Origin of the sequence: Pseudomonas sp. UYIF39 (assembly GCF_029963765.1) — a bacterium.
In the GTDB taxonomy this organism is placed as follows: domain Bacteria; phylum Pseudomonadota; class Gammaproteobacteria; order Pseudomonadales; family Pseudomonadaceae; genus Aquipseudomonas.
Window position 1 is genome coordinate 31810 of record NZ_JALBYU010000034.1, and the last position, 19967, is coordinate 51776.

Annotated in this window: 16 protein-coding genes; 7 read left to right on the forward strand and 9 right to left on the reverse strand. The window is 59.6% G+C overall.

All coding sequences use genetic code 11. The annotated features are described in order from the left end of the window. Positions 1 to 22 precede the first annotated feature (22 nt). From MO767_RS28445 to fba, 3 genes are all read left to right on the forward strand, one after another. On the forward strand, positions 23 to 244 hold the full coding sequence (locus tag MO767_RS28445) for a hypothetical protein (protein ID WP_282483227.1): 222 nt from the start codon (positions 23 to 25) through the stop codon (positions 242 to 244). Between the two features lie 56 nt (positions 245 to 300). After that, positions 301 to 633, forward strand: coding sequence for an MliC family protein (locus MO767_RS28450; protein WP_282483228.1), 333 nt, complete (start codon positions 301 to 303; stop codon positions 631 to 633). A gap of 129 nt (positions 634 to 762) precedes the next feature. Next, the gene (gene fba / locus MO767_RS28455) at positions 763 to 1827 is read left to right on the forward strand and encodes a class II fructose-bisphosphate aldolase (protein WP_046045276.1); all 1065 of its coding nucleotides are present in this window, start codon (positions 763 to 765) and stop codon (positions 1825 to 1827) included. 786 nt (positions 1828 to 2613) lie between these two features. Here fba and MO767_RS28460 read toward each other — a convergent pair. Continuing rightward, the gene (locus MO767_RS28460; protein ID WP_282483229.1) at positions 2614 to 3282 is read right to left on the reverse strand and encodes a polysaccharide lyase family 7 protein; all 669 of its coding nucleotides are present in this window, start codon (positions 3280 to 3282) and stop codon (positions 2614 to 2616) included. A 323-nt stretch (positions 3283 to 3605) separates the two neighbouring features. On the opposite strand from MO767_RS28460, the gene MO767_RS28465 reads away from it, so the two are divergent. From MO767_RS28465 to MO767_RS28475, 3 genes are read left to right on the forward strand one after another with little or no spacing between them, the layout of a single operon-like run. Next, on the forward strand, positions 3606 to 5729 hold the full coding sequence (locus tag MO767_RS28465; RefSeq protein WP_282483230.1) for an EAL domain-containing protein: 2124 nt from the start codon (positions 3606 to 3608) through the stop codon (positions 5727 to 5729). A 45-nt stretch (positions 5730 to 5774) separates the two neighbouring features. After that, entirely contained in the window at positions 5775 to 6266 is a 492-nt protein-coding gene (locus tag MO767_RS28470) for a M48 family metallopeptidase (protein ID WP_282483231.1), read from the forward strand. A 31-nt stretch (positions 6267 to 6297) separates the two neighbouring features. Further along, positions 6298 to 6594, forward strand: a complete 297-nt coding sequence (locus MO767_RS28475) for a winged helix-turn-helix domain-containing protein (RefSeq protein WP_282483232.1) — start codon at positions 6298 to 6300, stop codon at positions 6592 to 6594. Positions 6595 to 6646: 52 nt separating this feature from the next. Here MO767_RS28475 and MO767_RS28480 read toward each other — a convergent pair whose 3' ends face one another. After that, positions 6647 to 7099 carry a GNAT family N-acetyltransferase gene (locus tag MO767_RS28480; RefSeq protein WP_282483233.1) on the reverse strand — a complete coding sequence of 151 codons (453 nt, stop codon included), beginning with the start codon at positions 7097 to 7099 and terminating at the stop codon, positions 6647 to 6649. Between the two features lie 257 nt (positions 7100 to 7356). On the opposite strand from MO767_RS28480, the gene MO767_RS28485 reads away from it, so the two are divergent. Beyond that, positions 7357 to 8094 carry a transporter substrate-binding domain-containing protein gene (locus tag MO767_RS28485; protein ID WP_282483234.1) on the forward strand — a complete coding sequence of 246 codons (738 nt, stop codon included), beginning with the start codon at positions 7357 to 7359 and terminating at the stop codon, positions 8092 to 8094. Positions 8095 to 8108: 14 nt separating this feature from the next. Here the strand turns inward: MO767_RS28485 and yccS are convergent, their stop codons facing one another. The 7 genes from yccS to betA form a co-directional block, all read right to left on the reverse strand. Then, positions 8109 to 10292, reverse strand: coding sequence for a YccS family putative transporter (gene yccS / locus MO767_RS28490; protein WP_282483235.1), 2184 nt, complete (start codon positions 10290 to 10292; stop codon positions 8109 to 8111). A 286-nt stretch (positions 10293 to 10578) separates the two neighbouring features. Beyond that, positions 10579 to 11757, reverse strand: coding sequence for an NAD(P)/FAD-dependent oxidoreductase (locus MO767_RS28495; RefSeq protein ID WP_282483236.1), 1179 nt, complete (start codon positions 11755 to 11757; stop codon positions 10579 to 10581). A gap of 173 nt (positions 11758 to 11930) precedes the next feature. Further along, positions 11931 to 13316: an ATP-dependent RNA helicase DbpA gene (dbpA, locus tag MO767_RS28500; protein WP_129440455.1), complete on the reverse strand. Its 1386-nt coding sequence runs from the start codon at positions 13314 to 13316 to the stop codon at positions 11931 to 11933. 182 nt (positions 13317 to 13498) lie between these two features. Continuing rightward, positions 13499 to 14926: a multidrug transporter subunit MdtD gene (gene mdtD, locus MO767_RS28505; protein ID WP_282483237.1), complete on the reverse strand. Its 1428-nt coding sequence runs from the start codon at positions 14924 to 14926 to the stop codon at positions 13499 to 13501. 187 nt (positions 14927 to 15113) lie between these two features. After that, positions 15114 to 16451 (reverse strand): TldD/PmbA family protein, encoded by a 1338-nt coding sequence (locus MO767_RS28510; protein ID WP_282483238.1) that lies wholly within the window; start codon positions 16449 to 16451, stop codon positions 15114 to 15116. Next, on the reverse strand, positions 16451 to 17893 hold the full coding sequence (locus tag MO767_RS28515) for a TldD/PmbA family protein (protein ID WP_282483239.1): 1443 nt from the start codon (positions 17891 to 17893) through the stop codon (positions 16451 to 16453). The genes MO767_RS28510 and MO767_RS28515 overlap by 1 nt, the downstream gene beginning before the upstream one ends. Before the next feature lie 265 nt (positions 17894 to 18158). Then, positions 18159 to 19862, reverse strand: a complete 1704-nt coding sequence (betA, locus tag MO767_RS28520; protein WP_282483240.1) for a choline dehydrogenase — start codon at positions 19860 to 19862, stop codon at positions 18159 to 18161. Positions 19863 to 19967: the final 105 nt, after the last annotated feature.

Here is a 19967-nt window from a genome sequence, read left to right on the forward strand (position 1 = left end):
GACCAGGGAAAGGAGTGTTCAAATGGTCAAAACGTTAGCGCTGTTGATGATCGCGGGTACGCTGGCAGCTTGCGGGAGTAACCCGAAAGCCCCGAAGGTACCCGAGACGCGTGAGCAGGACAAAGGCTGCTACCAGGCCGACTGGCAGGCGGAAACCAACCCGGTGATCAACAAGCGTTCCGGGCCTGATGGCCTGGACAAATACGAGACACAGACCCCGGCCAAGGAACATGGCTGCCCTTGACGGGTCTGACACTTTACTCAGGGCTGGCGGCGTGCGTCGTCAGTCGAGGAACATGGATGAAAGGTTTTATCGCCGTTGCGGCGCTGGCTCTGCTGGCAGGTTGCGCTAATTTGAACCTGTTCAAGCCTGCCGAATCGACGGACAGCTGGACCACCTGGACCTGCGACAGTCAGGCCAAAGTGCTCTGGCGCTACACCGACGACAGCCGCAAGGAAGTCGACGTTCGCCTGGGCGGTGCCGATCAGGTCTACCGCTTGAAACAGGAACCGGGCGCGTCGGGTGTGCTGTACAGCAATGACATGCTGGCGTTTCACATAAAAGGTGAGGAAGGCCTGGTGTACTGGGTCGCCACCAATGATTTGATCGGCCGCGGTTGTAAAGCGCAGTAACGCCGCAAGATTGAGGCAATACCGAATTGGCAGGCCGGACCAACCCCCGATCTGCAATAACTTGAATAGCCGCCGCCGCTACGGCAGGCTGGTACGATTAACGACCCTCAACCGGGAGATACACACACAATGGCACTTATCAGCATGCGCCAGATGCTGGACCACGCAGCCGAGTTCGGCTACGGCGTTCCAGCCTTCAACGTCAACAACCTTGAGCAGATGCGCGCCATCATGGAAGCCGCTGACAAGACTGACTCCCCGGTGATCGTCCAGGCTTCGGCCGGTGCTCGCAAATACGCCGGCGCACCGTTCCTGCGTCACCTGATCCTGGCGGCAATCGAAGAATTCCCGCACATCCCGGTGTGCATGCACCAGGACCACGGCACCAGCCCTGACGTCTGCCAGCGCTCCATCCAGCTGGGCTTCAGCTCGGTGATGATGGACGGTTCCCTGGGCGAAGACGGCAAGACCCCGACCGACTACGACTACAACATCCGCGTCACCCAACAAACCGTTGCCCTGGCTCACGCCTGCGGCGTATCGGTAGAAGGCGAGCTGGGCTGCCTGGGTTCGCTGGAAACCGGCATGGCCGGTGAAGAAGACGGCATCGGCGCCGAAGGCGTTCTGGATCACAGCCAAATGCTGACCGACCCGGAAGAAGCCGCTGACTTCGTCAAACGCACTCAGGTCGACGCCTTGGCCATCGCCATCGGCACCAGCCACGGCGCGTACAAATTCACCAAGCCGCCTACCGGCGACGTGCTGGCCATCGACCGCATCAAAGAAATCCACAAGCGCATCCCGAACACCCACCTGGTGATGCACGGCTCGTCTTCGGTTCCGCAAGACTGGCTGGCGATCATCAACCAGTACGGCGGCGACATCAAAGAAACCTACGGCGTACCGGTTGAAGAAATCGTCGAAGGCATCAAGCACGGCGTGCGTAAGGTCAACATCGACACCGACCTGCGTCTGGCGTCCACCGGTGCGATGCGTCGCCTGATGGCCACCAACCCTAGCGAGTTTGATCCGCGTAAGTTCTTCGGCGCGACCGTGACTGCGATGCGTGATGTGTGTATCGCACGTTATGAGGCTTTTGGTACTGCCGGCAATGCTTCGAAGATCAAACCGATCTCGTTGGAAGCGATGTACCAGCGTTACCTGAAAGGTGAGTTGAACGCCAAGGTTAACTAAGCCTGTGAGTTGAACCTGTTTGTGAAAACCGCCGAAAGGCGGTTTTTTTATAACTGTAGTCAGGGGGGAGAGGGCTCTTTTCTGGGTAATGGGCTTTAAAGCTACCTGTGCCGTTGGTCGGTATAGGTATTTCTGACAGGTAGTAAGAGGCAAGTTGCATACTTAGAGTAGGGCTAGTCGTCGAAGCCTCGACGGTCATTACTGAGGGTAATAACTATGACTGCCTATATTGATTCAGCCTGGGGCGGCAATGCCTCAATAACGGTTCGTGGGCGAGGAACTCCTGGCTATAGGATCTATCTGCATCAGGCGGGCACAGGCGCTATGCTGGGGACTGGTGTTGTTGGGGCGGGTGGCGATTATTCGTTTATGACGCAGGAGTCAACGTTGCTAATGTACGGAGGTCAGACTATTAATGTGCAAGTTCGGGAGACTGCGGACAATGTTAGTTATTCTGATTGGAGTCTATATTCCAGTGTTTCTGTCAGTTGAGTCAGCCGTTAACTGGCGTGATGGATAAAAGGGGAAAGATCCTGAGAAACCCCCGCTTTTTCCTCGCCACGGTGGGAGTGGTCCTACGAGGTTTTCGGACGCTGGGATTTGTAGCAGCTGTCGAGCTTGCGAGGCTGCGTTCGGCTGCGAAGCAGTCGTAAATCAGACAGCGCATTTATTCAGTTAGACCGGGTTCAGCGGGCTTGCGAGGACTTCGTCCTCGGACGCAGCCTCGCAGGCTCGGCAGCTGCTACAGAGATCGAGTTGTTCTTGGGAACGATCAGCGTGAGAGCGCTACTTGTTGTGATCAATATCCAGCTTGCTGAACGTCACTTGTCCGCCTTCGCTGGTGTACCCGGTGTGGTCCTGCACATAAACACCGGCCTTGAAGTACAGCGGCTTGACGCTCCAGGTCTTGCTGATGTCGGTGTCCCATTGGTAGCCCGCAGCGCTAATGCCCAATGCCCCCTTAGGGCTGAGGTGGATGAGGTAGGAAAACTCCCGATCCAGTTTCACCCCGGTAGCAATGGTGATTATCCGTGCGGCATCGTCATCAGGGTGCATACGAACCTTGGCGACGATGTTGCCCGACTGTGTGCTGGTCGAGTACTGATACTCGAGCTTCACCATCGGTTTCTGGCTTTCATAGGCGTGGATCTGGCCAATAACGATCTTCCCCGAACTCGGTACCTGATTCACCGCCAGGGTGGCGCGCAGGGTATTGTCGGCGTCCCCGTAGAGCCAGTTTTTCAGGGCGCCATTGCTGTAGGTTTCGCGAAGTTCGGTGCGGGGATACTTTGCGTTTTCAGTTTTGGAACCGGTGACCGGGGCCCAGAAAAACAAGGTGCCGGTGTCGGAGTGGAAGTATTGGTCCTTGAAGCCATCCACCAGTTTTGACGTTTCAACGGTGTACGGCGGATTGCCGACGGGAACGCTGAGGTTCCAGGTTGCGAGATCGATCATAGACAAAAGCTTCCACGTTTTTTTTACTGCACGCACGTTCCAGAAGCTCTGGCACGCGCCTTGGGGGCAATCCTTATAATCGCAGAAGTTCAATTTGTTAATGCGTAAATGACAAACGGGTGACGTCAAAATCCTGTTAAAAGGCCATCTTTCCCGGTTCTAGGGGGCTGTGGCGCTGACCGTTAGTCGGCAAATGGACGCTTTGGTTAAATGATGGCGTACTGATAGCTTCTGCTTTTGCAGAACCCGGTCTAGAGTGAAGGCTTAGTATTTGTCCGGTTTTCACGAGAAACCGGCCTGACGTCCCGCATAAGAGAAGCAGCATGGAATGCGCGCAACCCACGCCAGCTGAAGGCAGTTCAATTCTTTTAATCGTCGATGATTACCCTGAAAACCTGATCAGCATGCGCGCGTTGTTGCAGCGCCAGGACTGGCAGGTCATGACCGCCGCCTCGGGCTTCGAGGCACTCAGTCTGTTACTTGAACACGATGTCGATCTGGTGCTGCTGGATGTGCAGATGCCGGGCATGGACGGTTTTGAAGTGGCACGCCTGATGCGCGGCAGCCAACGAACCTGCCTCACGCCGATCATTTTTCTTACCGCCAACGAACAGTCCCAGGACGCCGTGATCAAGGGCTATGCCTGCGGCGCGGTGGATTACCTGTTCAAACCGTTCGATCCACAAATTCTCAAGCCCAAAGTCCAGGCGCTGCTCGAGCATCAGCGCAATCGCCGTGCGTTGCAGCGCCTGAGCCACGATCTGGAGGTCGCACGCGCGTTTAATGCCTCGGTGCTCGACAATGCCGCCGAAGGCATCCTGGTGGTCGGTGAGGACGGTCTGATCCGCTTTGCCAATCCGGCGATGTCGCGGCTGCTCAATGCCACGGTGCAAGACCTGCAAGGCAAAGAGTTTTTGGATTTCCTGCAAAAACCGCACATCCCGATCTGGTCCGACTCCGAGTTGTTCGCCGGTTACAAACGCGGCGAAACCCTGCGCCTGCACGATGCATTGCTGCGTACGGCGCCCGGCCAGCAGGTGCCCGTGGCGCTGTCCTGCGCACCGTTGCCCAGCGAACAACATGCGATGGTGGTGACAGTGCTGGACATGTCGGTGGTGCGCCATCTGCATCAGCAACTGGAGTTCCAGGCCGTCACTGACCCATTGACTGGGCTGCTCAATCGTCGCGGTTTTTACCAGACGGCGGAAAACCTGCTGTTGCGTGGCGACCGCTCCGACAGCGCCTGGGTGCTGCTGTATCTGGACCTCGACGGCTTCAAACGGGTCAACGATTCCCTCGGTCACGATGCCGGCGACCGGGTGCTACGGTGGGTGTCCGAGCAGTTGAAGGCCTGTCTGCGGCCCTTCGACATTCTGGCGCGCATGGGCGGTGATGAGTTCACCGCGTTGCTGGATCTGGAATTCCCCGAGCAAGCGGCAAAAATTGCCGAAAAGCTGATTGAGCGGGTGTCGATCTGTCAGCAGATCGATGGTCTGGATATCGCGTTGGGCGCCAGCATCGGCATTGCGACGTACCCGGATTGCGGTTCCAATCTCGACGGCTTGTTACGTGCGTCAGACATCGCCATGTACGAAGCCAAGCGCGCCGGCCGTCAGCAATATCGTTTCTACGATCACGAAATGAACGGCCGGGCACGCTCGCGGCTGATGCTCGAAGAAAGTGTGCGCGCGGCGATCGAGAACCGTGATTTCAATTTGGTGTATCAACCTCAGCTGGCCATTAACAGTGGGCAGATTCGCGGGTTCGAAGCGCTGATCCGCTGGCAGCACCCGAGCGTCGGCGATGTACCGCCGGGGCTGTTTTTGCCATTGCTGGAAGAGGCGCGGTTGATCAGTCGCCTGGGCAGCTGGATCTATCAACAAGGGGCGAGCCAGCGAAAAGCCTGGGAAACCTTGTTTACCGACGATTTGGTGCTGGGCGTCAGTTTGAGCAGTACGCAGTTCGGCATGCCCAATCTGGTCACTGAGTTGCGCCAGGTACTGGAGCGCCATGGTTTGCAGGCGCGCCATCTGGAAGTCGAGGTCACTGAAGAGGCCTTGATGCAAAACCCCGAGGAAACCCGCAAACAGCTGCGCCTGCTGCGTAACCTGGGTGTGCGAGTGGCCCTGGATGATTTTGGTTCCGGGCCGTGTTCGCTGTCTCATCTGCGCGATCTGGAATTGGACACGCTCAAGTTCGACCGGCATTTGATTGCCCGGCTTCTGGAGTCCTCACGCGATGCGGCGCTGGTGCGCAATGTGATCGAGCTGTGCAAGGAGTACGGGATGCTGGTGATTGCCGAGGGGGTGGAAACCGTTGCGCAATATCAGTGGCTGCAAGCCAATGGTTGCGAGTACGTGCAAGGGTTTCTGGTCGCACGGCCGATGATGGCCGAGGACGTCGGCGACTTTGTGCAGCCGTTCAACTGGAACACGCTGACCGGCTGAATTCGCTACACTGGCGACCTTTTCGTGAATTGTGTTGCCGCCCCAATGACCGCGTTGAAATACCTCCAGGCCTATCCCGCCGCGCTGCAGGATCAGGTTCGCCAGCTGATCGCCGACGGTCGACTGGGCGACTACCTGAGCCAGCGTTACCCGGAAAAACACGGGGTACAGAGCGACAAGGCGTTGTACACCTATACGCTGGACCTCAAGCAGGAATACCTGCGTAACGCCCCGGCCATCGATAAGGTGTTGTTCGACAACCGCCTGGACCTGACCCGCCGCGCCCTCGGATTGCACACCGCGATATCCCGGGTGCAGGGCGGCAAGCTCAAGGCCAAGAAAGAAATTCGTGTTGCTTCATTATTCAAGGAAGCGCCTGCCGAGTTTCTGAAAATGATCGTGGTGCATGAGCTGGCGCACTTCAAAGAGTCGGATCACAACAAGGCGTTCTACAAGCTTTGCGAACACATGTTGCCGGGGTATCACCAGGTGGAGTTCGATGTGCGGGTGTACCTGACGTGGCGAGATATGCAATAGAGGTCAAAATATCGCAACCGGGAGTGTTTAGATGGATGTAAGCAAGACCAAGAGCAGCTTCTACCGCCGGTTGTACGTGGCGTACCTGATTGATAGCGGGTTGGCCAGTAACGTCCCGGCGCTGACCGACGTGACCGGAATGCCCCGGCGCACGGCTCAGGACACCATCGCGGCATTGGCGGATCTGGACATTGTTTGCGAGTTCGAGCAGGAAGACGGTGCGCGCAATCATGCCGGCCGCTATCGGATTCGCGAGTGGGGGGCGATAGATCGGGGGTGGATCGAGCGCAATCTTCGGCAGATCAAAGCGGTGCTGGAGTATCCCTAGCTCCTGCGGTGACTGAGCCGACGCCTTCGCGGGCAAGCCCGCGATGGGGCCCTCAGGAACGGCGCATCCCGATATGCGGAATGTCATCCTCGAGAAATTCCTCGCCCGCCACCACAAACCCGTACCGCCCGTAATACCCCTGTAAATGCGCTTGGGCCGAGAGATAGATCGGTACTTCAGGCCAGCGCTTTTCAGCCTGTTTCAATGCCTGCGCCATCAACTCATGCCCGAGCCCTGTACCGCGCGCTTGAGGGGCAATGATCACTCGCCCGATGACCACGTCGCCACCCTGTAACTCCGGGTCGAGCAACCGCAGGTACGCCACCAGCCGATCCCCGTCCCAAGCCATCAAATGGCAGGTGTCACCTTCCAGATCCTGGCCATCGACGTCCTGATAGACGCATTTCTGCTCAACGACAAATACCTCTGCACGCAGCTGCAGAATGGCGTACAGCTGCTCCTTGCCCAGATCACTGTGGTGCTTGCAGACCCAATCGGTTGTCATTTTCACACTCCTTGAACATCGTCGCTCCGATACTAAGCGCCTAGACGAAAGATGTCTTTATGGCAGAGAAATCTGTGACAAAGACCAAAATGCCATCATTCATTTCGCGCGGCGTTGTCTTGATTGTGTAATCTGAGATGAAGCGCTGTGCAGTGGCTTCGATGAGCTAATGTCAGTACCTGGGTTTGGCGGTACGGGGGCCTTGGAGTTTTGGCTGAAAACACGTCGGGCGTCCCGCCCGCTAAGGACTTTCTAGCATGCCGCGATTGCATCGAGCCTTTGCTTTGATTGGATTGCTGTTGCTGACTCAAAGTGCGGCAGCGGAAAAGCTGCGATTGGTAGCCGATGCCTGGCCGCCCTTTACCGACGTCACACTGGTCAACGGTGGGTTGGCCACAGACATCGTCAGCACGGCGCTGGCCCGAGCCGGTTACGCCAGTGATTTTGAACAAGTTCCTTGGGCGCGGGCCTTGCAGGGTGTAGGCGAGGGTCGATATGACGTGTTGGTCAACGCCTGGTACACCGACGATCGTACGAAGCTTGGCCAGTTTTCCGGCGAATACCTGCTCAACCGGGTGCACTTTCTCAAGCGCAAAGACACACCGATCGAATACAACAACCTGCAACAACTGCATACCTATCCGATAGCGGTGGTGCGCGGTTACGCCTATTCACCGGAGTTTGATGACGACGTGTCGCTGCAGAAAGTCCCGGTGCACAACTTCGCCATGGCGGTGCGCATGGTCGCCGCCGACCGGGTCAAATTGACGCTGGAAGACGAATACGTCGCGCGTTACTACCTGGCCCGGGAATCAACCAAGGTGCGCAATGCCGTGGAGTTTTTGCCCCAGCCACTGAGCGAGAACAGCCTGCACATCCTGGTCAGCCTGAAGAACCCCAGGCATGAACAGATCGTCGCCGGTTTCGACCGCGAGATCGCGGCGATGAAAGTGGATGGGAGTTATCAGCGGTTGATGGAACGGCACGGAATGTAAGTGCCGGGCCCGCTTCAATCCTCACTCGTTTCCTTGATGAGATGCGCTGCCAACGTCCGCAATGGCCCGAGCTGACGGCAGATCAACGCCAACTGTGTCTGCACCAGCCGTTGGCCTTCATCGAGTTCGTCCGGCATCTGTTCAAGCGTATTGGCCAGTCCCTCTTCCTCATCGCTCTGAATCGCAATCGGCAGTTTGCTCGCCAACCCTTGGGCAATTTCATCGATGCTGGCGGCCAGTCTCACGCCGGCACCGTCGATCAAATGCTCGCGCACGTCGGGCGGTAACTGGGTTTCCCGGTGTGCGCCCAGCCCGGACAAATAACTGAGCAAGGTGTGCGACAGCACCAGGAAGCGGAACCCGACATCGGCCTCCTTACGGAAGTGCCCCGGTTCCATCAGCATGTTGGCGAGTGTCGTCGACAGTGCCGCGTCAGCGTTGTGCGCATTGCGTCGGGCCAGGCGATACGCCAGGTCGTCGCTTTTGCCGGCGGCGTATTGCTGCATGATCTGGCGCAGGTAAATGCTGTTGCACGTGAGGGTGTTGGCCAGCACTTTGTTCAGGCGTCGACCCTGCCAGTCCGGCAGGAAGAAGAACACCGCCAGCCCGGCGATCAGGCTGCCGAGCAAGGTATCGAACAACCGCGGCAGGAACAGCCCGTAACCATCCCCGACCTGGTTGAAGCAGAAGAGCACCATCAAGGTGATCGCGGCCGTCGCCAAGGTGTAGCGGGTGGTGCGGTTGATAAAGAACACCACGCCAGCGGCGATCGCGAAGCACGATTGGATCAAGGGATTGGGAAACAGATCGAACAGCGCCCAGGCTACGGTCAGGCCGATGGCGGTGCCGATGATTCGTTGGCCGAGTTTGCGGCGGGTGGCGCCGTAGTTCGGTTGGCAGACAAACAGCGTGGTGAGGATGATCCAGTAACCCTGAGACGGGTGGATCAAATGCACCATCCCGTAGCCGATACTCAAGGCCAAGGGCAAACGCAGTGCGTGACGGAACAATAACGAGGTCGGTGTCAGCTGTGTGCGTAACCGAATCCACACATCCTTGAGGCTACGTGGCGAACGGTCGAGCAGGCTGCTGTCGGTGGCGTCCGCCAGGGCATCGGGGTTGCTGGCGTCGCTCAGCAAACGGTCGAGCGTGCCGAGGTTGGCCGCCAGTGCCCGCAATGACCGCAACAGTCCGCGCCAGGCCGGGTTGCTCTGAACGCGCAAATGTTCGAGAGAGGCGTGCAGGTCGCTCAGGGCTTCGGCGAAGCTGGCGTCATAGATGAACGGCTGGCGCATCTGGATCGACTCGGCCAGCGCCCGACAGGCCTTGCCTTGCTGGCGCAGCAGGCGCTGGCAGCGGAACATCACGTCGCTGTGAAAGAAGGCATCGGCCAGGGCGTTGTAAGGGTAGTGCGAGGAACTGGCGCGCTCGTGGATGTCCTGAGCGAGGAAGTACAGCTTCAGGTAACGGCTGACTTTCGAGCCCGGTCGACCGTTGCCGACCCGGTGCAGGATGATTTCCTTGGCGGCGTTCAGTGCGGCCACGACACGGCCGTTTTGCTGCGCCAGTTCCAGTCGACGTGCTTCTACGTCCATCTGCCGGATTGGCTCGAACAGCGACGATTTCAGCTTCAGGTAAAAACCCAGTTCACGGAACAACCGCGCCAGGCTTTGCTGCACTGGCTGATTGGAAAACATCGCCTGCCACAGCACCGAGAGCAAACCGTACCACGCTGCACCGGCCACCAGCAGCACCGGCTCGTGCCAGAAATCGGTGACTGCACCGCCGCGCTGGTCCACGCCGATCATGGTGTAGACCGACAGAATCAACGTCGCCGACGCAATCGCGCCATAGCGTTCACCCAAGGCGCCGAGCATGGTCAGGCCGAAACTGGCCAGGGCCAGGGCGATGACAAAAACGACCGGGTAGGGGAAGAGCAGTTCGACGGAGAGAGCGGCGACGCTGAAGCACACCAGCGTCACGGCCAGCGCATTGAGGCGGCCCTGCCAACTGTCGTCGGTCTCGGCCAGGGCGCTGGCGATGATCCCGAGGAACAGCGGGATCAGCAGCCCCATTTCATCCTTGTACCAACACAGCGCCATGCTGCCGGTCAGGGCGATGAACACCCGCACGCTGTAGCTGAATTTATCCAGCGCCCAGAGGCGACGCAGAGACTGACTAAACGGGGTCGATGACATGAAGTGCGAGGGCCTTCCGAGGCAATGACGCTAAATTGAGCCAGTAATGACGCCGACGCAATGGCGCCGATCACATCTGACAGCAAAATCTGTTCCTTCCTGGTGGAGATGTCAGATCTGCATTGACCCTGTGGCGAGGGGATTTATCCCCGTTCGGCTGCGAAGCAGTCGTAAATCTGCGAGCGAGGTCTGTCTGACGTAACGCGTTTGCCGATTTGGGGCCGCTTCGCAGCCTGACGGGGATAAATCCCCTCGCCACAAAAGCCTCATTCCATATTGATGCGGATTAGACGTATTGCGCGGCAGCGTAGCCGGAGGCCCAGGCCCACTGGAAGTTGAAGCCGCCCAGGTGGCCGGTGACATCAAGCACTTCGCCGATGAAATACAGACCGGGGCTTTTCAGCGATTCCATGGTCTTGGACGACACCTCGTTGGTATCGACGCCGCCCAATGTCACTTCAGCGGTGCGATAACCTTCAGTGCCGGCCGGAACCACTTTCCAGCTCGCCAGCTTTTCGGCGAGGTCGGCAATTTCGGCGTGGGTGTACTGCTTCATCGGTTTGGAGACGAACCAGTTATCCGCCAGCAAGTTGGCCATCTTCTTGGTGAAGATTTCCCCCAGCAGGGTTTTCAACTCGCTGTTCGGACGTTCGGCTTGCTGCTGTTGCAGCCAGGTCGGCACGTCATGGTCCGGCATCAGGTTGATCTCTACCGTGTCGCCCGATTCCCAGAACGATGAAATTTGCAAAATCGCCGGACCGCTGAGACCGCGGTGGGTGAACAGGATGTTCTCGCGGAAACTCTGGTCATTGCAGCTCACCAGGCAATCCACCGACGTACCGGACAGTTCGGTGCAAAGCTCCTTGAGCTGATCGGTAATGGTGAACGGCACCAGCCCGGCGCGGGTCGGCAGCAAGTCGTGGCCGAACTGTTTGGCCACCTGATAACCGAAACCAGTGGCGCCCAGCGTCGGGATCGACAAACCACCCGTGGCGATCACCAAGGATTCGCAGGTGATCTGGTCGAGGGTGGTTTGCAGCAGGTAGCCGCTCTCCATTTTCTCGATGTGCTGGATCGAGGTGTCCAGGTGCAGGCTGACGCCGACCTGATCGCACTCGTTGAGCAGCATGTCGAGGATGTCGCTGGATTTGTTATCGCAGAACAGCTGGCCGAGTTTCTTCTCGTGGTACGGCACGCCGTGTTTGGCGACCATCCCGATGAAATCCCACTGGGTGTAGCGTGCCAGGGCGGATTTGCAGAAGTGTTCGTTCTGCGAGAGGAAATTGCTCGGTTCGGTGTACATGTTGGTGAAATTGCAGCGACCACCGCCAGACATCAGGATTTTCTTGCCGGCCTTGTTGGCATGGTCGAGCAATATCACCTTGCGCCCGCGCCCGGCGGCGGTCAGCGCACACATCAAACCTGCGGCGCCAGCGCCAATGATCACGACTTCGGTAGAGCGCAAAACGGTGTCCTCATACAAATATTAAATTCACCGGGAAACCAATGTGGGAGCGAGCTTGCTCGCGATGGCGGACTGTCAGACAACATCAATGTTGAATGTACTGGCCTCATCGTCGGAACGCCGCCCGGAGCAAGCTCGCTCCCACAGGGGATCTTCGTTGGGCAGAAGATCTCTTACAAGATACGAACGCGCAGCGAACGGCCTTTGATCTTGCCGTCATTCAGGCGCTGCAAGGCTTGCTTGGCGATCCCGCGCTCCACAGCCACATAGGCCTGGAAGTCGAAAATCGCGATCTTGCCAACCTGAGCGCCCGGAATGCCAGCATCGCCAGTCAGTGCGCCCAGAATGTCGCCCGGACGCACCTTGTCTTTACGGCCTGCGCCGATGACCAGCGTGCTCATCACCGGCAGCAGCGGTGCGCCGCCCTGGGATTTGAGGTTGTCCAGCTGATCCCAGCTCAACGGCGAGTTCTGCAGTTGCTCGATGGCTTGGGCGCGGTGGGCTTCGGACGGTGCGACCAGGCTGATCGCAATCCCTTTCTCACCAGCACGACCGGTACGGCCAACACGGTGGATGTGGATTTCCGAATCCCGGGCCAGTTCGACGTTGATCACCATGTCCAGCGCATCGATGTCCAGACCGCGAGCGGCGACGTCAGTGGCGACCAGCACCGAGGTGCTGCGGTTGGCGAACATGGCCAGTACCTGGTCACGGTCACGCTGTTCCAGATCGCCGTGCAGGCCGACGGCGGAGATGCCTTTGGAGGTCAGGTGATCGACGGTTTCCTGAACCTGCTGCTTGGTGAAGCAGAAAGCGACGCAGGAGGCCGGACGATGATGCGCGAGGACTTTGACCACGGCGTCCATGCGCTCTTCCGGAGAAATTTCGTAGAAACGCTGCTCGATCTGCGTGTCGTCGTGGAACGCCTCGGCCTTCACGATCTGAGGGTTGCGCATGAACTTCGCGGCCAACTGCTTGATGCCCGTCGGGTACGTGGCGGAGAACAGCAGGGTCTGGCGACGCTCCGGGCACTGGGCGATGATTTCTTCGATGGAATCGTAGAAGCCCATGTCGAGCATGCGGTCGGCTTCGTCGAGGATCAGCGTGTTCAGGCCATGGAGCACCAGCGAACCTTTGCGCAAATGCTGCTGAAGGCGGCCCGGGGTGCCGACGATGATGTGCGCGCCGTGCTCCAGAGAGCCGATCTGTGGGCCGAAGGACACGCCGCCGCACAGGGTCAGGATCTTGATGTTGTCTTCGGCGCGGGCCAGACGACGGAGTTCCTTGGCAACCTGATCCGCCAGCTCGCGAGTCGGGCAGATGACCAGCGCCTGGCAACCGAAGAAGCGCGGATTGATCGGGTTCAGCAGGCCGATACCGAAGGCGGCGGTCTTGCCGCTGCCGGTCTTGGCCTGGGCGATCAGGTCCATCCCCTTGAGGATCACCGGCAAGCTTTGCGCCTGGATCGGCGTCATCTGGGCATAACCGAGGGAGTCGAGGTTAGCCAGCATGGCGGCGGACAGCGGCAAAGTATTAAAAGCGGTGGCGATGGTGGTCACGGGACTGGCCTGCAAAACAAAATGTCGCGCAGTGTACCAGTCTCGCTCTCTTCACCTGCAAATTCTGGACGAATAGTCGTAGCAGCTGCCGAAGCACGAGGCTGCGTTGGGCTGCGAAGCGGCCCCCGGGGGCGGTCCTGCGGACACGCAACGCAGCCTCGTGCCTCAGCAGCTGCTACAAGTCAGTGCTCTATATCGTGCTCGCGACTGACCATCCGTCGGCCATCCTTTGGTGAAAGCTGGGAGAAGATGGTTGCAGCCAGCATCGCCATGATCCCGACCGTCACAAAGGTCAGCTGGAACGCGCCTAAAACCGTGTCCACGCCATCGTTGCCGACTTCTGCGGTGAACCCGCCGAGCAAGGCGCCGGCACAGGCCACGCCAAGGCTCAGGGACAATTGCGCGACCACCGACAGTAGGCTGTTGCCGCTGCTGGCGCTGGCGTCGTCGAGGTCGATCAGGGTTACGGTGTTCATGGCGGTGAACTGCAGCGAGTTGATCGCCCCCAGAATCGATAGCATCACCAACAGCAACCAGTACGGCGTTTGCTCGCTGACCAGCCCCATGCTTGCCAGCATCAGCCCCAGCGCCAACGTGTTGCCGGTGAGCACGATGCGATAGCCCAAACGTTCGATCAGCGGTCGCGCCACCGACTTGGCGACCATCGCTGCCGCCGCCAACGGCAGCATGCTCATCCCGGCCTGGGACGGCGAGTAACCCAGCGCCACTTGCAGCAGCAATGGAACGAGAAACGGCAGGGCGCCGCTGCCCAGGCGGGCGAACAGGTTGCCGAGGATGCCCACGGCAAACGTCCGGGTCTTGAACAACGACGGTGCGAACAGCGGATTTTCGATGTGCCCGGCGCGCAACCAGTACGCCGCCAGACACGCCATACCGCCGAACAGCAGCAACATCACGCGCAAGTGCGGTAGGTGCAATTCGCCGAGACCTTCCATGGCGATAGTGATCAGCACCATCGCCGCGCCGAACAGTAAAAAGCCCAGGCTGTCGAAGCGAGTGCGTTCGGTGCCGCGCAGGTCGGGGATGAATTTCCACACCGCGTAGCAACCGACAGCACCCACCGGCAGGTTGATCAGGAAGATCCAGTGCCAGCTCATGAACTCCACCATCCAGCCGCCCATGGTCGGGCCGAGCAACGGGCCGAGTAATCCGGGAATGGTGATGAAACCCATGATCCGCACCAGCTCCGAGCGCGGGTAGGCCCTGAGTACCACGAGTCGCCCGACCGGCAACATCAGCGCGCCGCCCAGGCCTTGAATCACTCGGGCGCCAATCAGCATGCTCAGGGTGCTCGACAGTGCGCAGAGCAACGAGCCGAGGCTGAACAGCAGGATCGCGCCGAAGAAGATTTTTTTGGTGCCGAAACGGTCGGCGATCCAGCCTGAGGCGGGGATCAGCAGCGCAACAGTGAGCATGTAGGCGATGATCACGCCCTGCATGCGCAAGGGGTCTTCGGCCAGGTCTCGGGCCATGGCGGGCAGGGCGGTGTTGAGGATGGTCCCGTCGAGGGATTGCATGAAGAACGCGATGGCGACGACCCACGGCACCCAGCGGGCGGTGACAGCGTCGAGAGGCGGGCGGTTGGGCATGGGACCTCTTGTCAGTGTGAAATGACACGATCTGCAGAACGATGAAACCCATAGCAGCTGGCGAAGCCGGCGTTCGAGGACGAAGTCCTCGCAAACCGGCCACCGCGTTCTGTCTGTAACACCGCGTTTGCTGAACTGGCGAGGACTTCGTCCTCGAACGCAGGCTTCGCCAGCTGCTACAAGGTGTTTACAGCGTTAACGTGAGTTTGCGGATCAGCGCCCCCGGCAACAACGCCGACGCTGTGGCCCGCTGACTGTAGGTGCTGGCCGACAACATCAGCTCGCGCTCCTCGGTCAATGCTTCCAGCTGTGATCCAAGCAAACTGTAGGCACTGTCATCAAACCGCATGGTGCTCACCGGTGCCTGAATCTCGCCGTTCTCGACCCAGAAGGTCGCAAACCGCGTCATGCCGGTCAGGCGTGCCGCCGGTTGGTCCGAGTAGTTCAGGTACCACAAGTTGCTGATGTACAAGCCCGTGCCCAATTGCTTGAGAATCTCTGCATCAGGCAACGTACCGGCCGCCATATTCACTGCGCTTGGCATTTCACCACCGCTGGCGCCATTGGCGGTCAGGCCGTACTCGGCTGCACTGCGTGAACTGACCATCTGCGCGCCGGCCTTGCCATTGACGATCAACCCCAGATCGTTGCGCGGATAACCTTCGCCGGAGAATGCCGGGCTCAACGAACCGCTGACCTTTTCATCCACCGACACCAAAGGGCTGAACGCACTGTCGCCCGCGTAAAGTTTCTGCAGCGGGCTGTTTTTGCTGGCAATCGACTGCGCCGAGAAACCGCCCCAGCCCAGCATGTCCATGATTTCTCCCAGGGCGGCTGGTGCCAGGTAGGCGCGGTACTGACCCGGCGCCAGGGTGTGTTGCGGCCTGCCGAGAAACGCTAACTGCTCGCGTGCCTGCGCAAAGCGCTTGGCAAACCCTTCGCTGTTCCAGTCGTGCCCGGCGTAACAGGCTTTTACCGCCTGGCCGTTTTCATGGACCAGACTGAAATCGAAGTTGAAGCTGTTGGCCTGATGCCAGCCAAACGCGCCCGAAGAACTGGCGAAACCGCGACTGATCGGGCCGGCGGCGTAGAAACCGACCAGGTCCAGCCCTTCGGCCGCCTGGGTGATTTCAGCGACTACTTGCTCGGTGTCCGGCAGCGGATGCTCCTGCACATTCTTGCTCTGCCAACCGTTGTGGTTGAGTAGCAGGTAGGGGTCCTGCGGCAGCAACGGCAATGTTTCGCGCAGCTGTTGCAGACCTTCGGCCAGGCGCTGCACATCGACTGCGGCATCACCCGACAGCGTGATGTTCAGGTCGGCGTGGCGCCCCTCGTTGATCAGTTTGAAGCCGATGCTCGCCTGTTGCACCTGCCCTGCCTGACGGACCTTGGCGTGGTTGAAGCGCACGAAGGCCGAGGATTCGGCGGCGTAGCTGAGGGTGAATTGTTCCGGCTCACGAATCGCATCGCGGAGCCAATTGACCAAGGCCTTGAACGCATCGGCCTGACTTTTTGAAGTACTCATCAGGCATCCCCCCCAAACACATCAACGTTGCTGAACACACAGGCCGGCGACGCATGGCCGACGCGGATCACCTGATTCGGTTCGCCCTTGCCGCAGTTCGGTGTGCCCAGGACCTTGACGGAGTTGGCATCGCCAACGGCGCTGAGGCTTTTCCAGAACTGCGCGGAAATCGCCCGGTAGTTCGGGTTCTTGACCACGCCTTTGAGTTCGCCGTTTTCAATCAACTGAGCCCATTCGCAACCGAACTGGAATTTGTTGCGCGCATCGTCGATGGACCAGGACCGGTTGGTGCTCATCAAGATGCCGTGCTCGATGTTGCCGATCATCTGCTCCAGCGGTTGATCGCCGGCCTCGATGTTCAGGTTGGCCATGCGATCGATCGGCGGACGGTTCCAGCTGCACGCGCGGCTGTTGGCCACGCCATCCATGCCCGCGCGGAATTGCGACAGCGCACCGCCCAATGGGCGCAGCAGCAAGCCTTCTTTAATCAGGAATTGTTTGCTTGCGGCAGTACCGTCGTCGTCATGGCCATAGCTGGCTAGCTGCTCGGAGATGTCCGGGTCGAAGGTCACGTTGAGCAGTTTGGAGCCGTACTGCAGGCTGCCAAAGTCTTCGGCCTTGACGAAACTGGTGCCGGCGTAATTGCGCTCGTCACCGAGGATACGGTCCAGTTCCAGCGGGTGACCGATGGACTCGTGGATCTGCAGCATCATCTGGTCCGGCATCAACAGCAGGTCACGCGGGCCTTGCGGGGTGTTGGGGGCCAGCAGCAATTGCAGCGCCTGATCGGCGATTTTCGGACCGGCGCCGACCAGGCCGCAGCGGCTGATCACATCAAAACCGCCCTGTTGACCGAAGTTCTCGCGGCCCAGGGTACGGGTCTGGCTGTCGTTGCCGTCGTAGGCGGTGACTTCCAGGCTCGGGTAGACGAATCGCTGGGCCTGGCGCAGTTCGGCGCCGGCGCTGTTGAGGTAGATCTGTTCGACATTAGTGATGCCGATGCTCACCTGCCAGTTCACCAGTCGCTCGTCCTTGGGCACGGACGCGGATTCGGCACCGAGCAGTTGGTAGCAATCGCTCAGGGACGGGAAGGGCTGGTCGAGGTTCGGCGAAAAGTAGTCGGCGCGGTCGCTGGAGACCACTTGCGCGCTCAGGTCGAGCAGGGCGTGGGGCTTGAGTCGGCGGGCTTGTTGCTCGGCTCGCTCCAGCGCGGCTTGCAGGCCGGATTGCGACAGGTCGTTGGTCGCGGCGTAGGCTTCGACGCCGTTGACCCGAACGGTCAGCATCGCGCCTTCGTCACGGCTCAGGCTGGGAGGTTCGGCGACATTCTTGCGCACCGACAGGTACTGGCCGGACTCGCGCACATAACGCAGCGAAAAGAATTCAGCGCCCGTGCGCAAGGCAGCGAAGCGCTGCTTGAGCTGGGGATGGAAATCGAACATTCGGGAACCTCCTTGGTATGGAGTGGCGGTGCATCGGTGTTGCGAGGGGGTGAAACGTTTGCGTGGCGCTAGATTAGGCCGGTGCGGGGGGTAGGATCAAGCTTGGATCGGTGTAGGAAAAGGAATGCCGAGAGAGGTGTAGTGTTTGTTAAGGCCCCATCGCAAGCAAGCTCGCTCCCACAGGGGGCCGGGGTTGATCACAAATCTGTGATCCAACCGGAAACCTGTGGGAGCGAGCTTGCTCGCGATTGGCCGTGACGCGGTTTTACTGAGCAGTCAGGCTCACATCCCGCAACGGCTTGCCACGCACCGGTGCATCACCGGCCACGAAGTAGGCAGCCTTGCTGCGCGGCAACGGCTTGCGACCACGGATCTTGTCGGCGATTTTCTCGGCGATCATGATCGTCGGCGCGTTCAGGTTGCCGGTGGTGATGATCGGCATGATCGAGGCATCGACCACACGCAGGCTCTGCATGCCATGCACACGACCTTCGGCATCAACCACCGCCATTTCGTCGGTGCCCATCTTGCACGAGCAGGACGGGTGGAACGCGGTTTCGGCGTGTTCACGGATGAACTTGTCGAGCTGCTCATCGGTTTGCACGTCGATGCCCGGGCTGATTTCGCGGCCACGGAAAGCGTCCAGTGCAGGCTGCTGCATGATTTCACGGGTCAGGCGGATGCCGTCGCGGAATTCCTGCCAGTCCTGTTCGGTGGCCATGTAGTTGAACAGGATGCTCGGGTACTCGCGTGGGTCTTTCGACTTGGCCTGAATCCGACCACGGCTCGGCGAACGCATGGACCCCATGTGCGCCTGGAAGCCGTGTTCTTTTACACCGTTGCTGCCGTTGTAGTTAATCGCGACCGGCAGGAAGTGGTACTGGATGTTCGGCCAATCGAATTCCGGACGGGTACGAATGAAACCGCCGGCTTCGAACTGGTTGCTGGCGCCGATACCGGTGCCGTTGAACAGCCACTCGGCACCGATGGCCGGCTGGTTGTACCAGAGCAGCGACGGGTACAGCGAGACCGGTTGGGTGCACGCGTATTGCAGGTACAACTCGAGGTGATCCTGCAGGTTTTCACCCACGCCCGGCAGGTCGTGGACCACCGGGATGTCGAGTTTTTTCAGCAGCTCGGCCGGGCCGACGCCGGAACGCTGCAGAATCTGCGGCGAAGCGATGGCGCCGGAGCACAGCAACACTTCTTTGCGGGCGCGGGCTTCAACGCGCTCTTCAGCGGCGCCGATCAAGTAACGCACGCCGACCGCACGCTTGCCTTCGAACAGGATCTTGTCGGTCAGGGCGTGGGTGACGATGGTCAGGGTCGAGCGCTTCTTGGCGATGTCCAGGTAACCGCGAGCGGTGCTGGCGCGACGGCCGTTCGGCGTCACGGTACGGTCCATCGGACCGAAACCTTCCTGCTGGTAACCGTTCAGGTCTACGGTGCGCGGATAACCGGCTTGCACGCCGGCTTCAACCATCGCGTTGAACAGCGGGTTATTGCCGGCTTTTGGCGTAGTCACGCTGACCGGACCGTCGCCACCGTGGTAGTCGTTCGCGCCGATGTCACGGGTTTCAGCCTTGCGGAAATATGGCAGGCAGTCGAGGTACGTCCAGTTTTCCAGACCTGGCAGTTTCGACCAATTGTCGTAGTCCATCGCGTTGCCGCGGATGTAGCACATGCCGTTGATCAGCGAAGAGCCACCCAGGCCCTTGCCGCGACCGCATTCCATCCGGCGACCGTCCATGTGTGGCTCTGGATCGGTTTCGTAGCCCCAGTTGTAGCGACGACCTTGCAGCGGGAACGCCAAAGCGGCCGGCATTTGCGTGCGGAAGTCTGCACGGTAGTCTGGGCCGCCTGCTTCAAGCAGCAGGACGGTGACGCCTTCGTCTTCAGTCAGACGGGTCGCCAGGGTGTTACCGGCCGAGCCGGCACCGATGATGATGTAATCGAATTCTTGGGACATTGAATGCACCCTCTTGAAGTTGGTCAGGTCGCCTGTAGCAGCTGCCGAGGCACGAGGCTGCGTTGGGTCGCGCAGCGACCCTCTGGGGGCGGTCCTGCGGACACG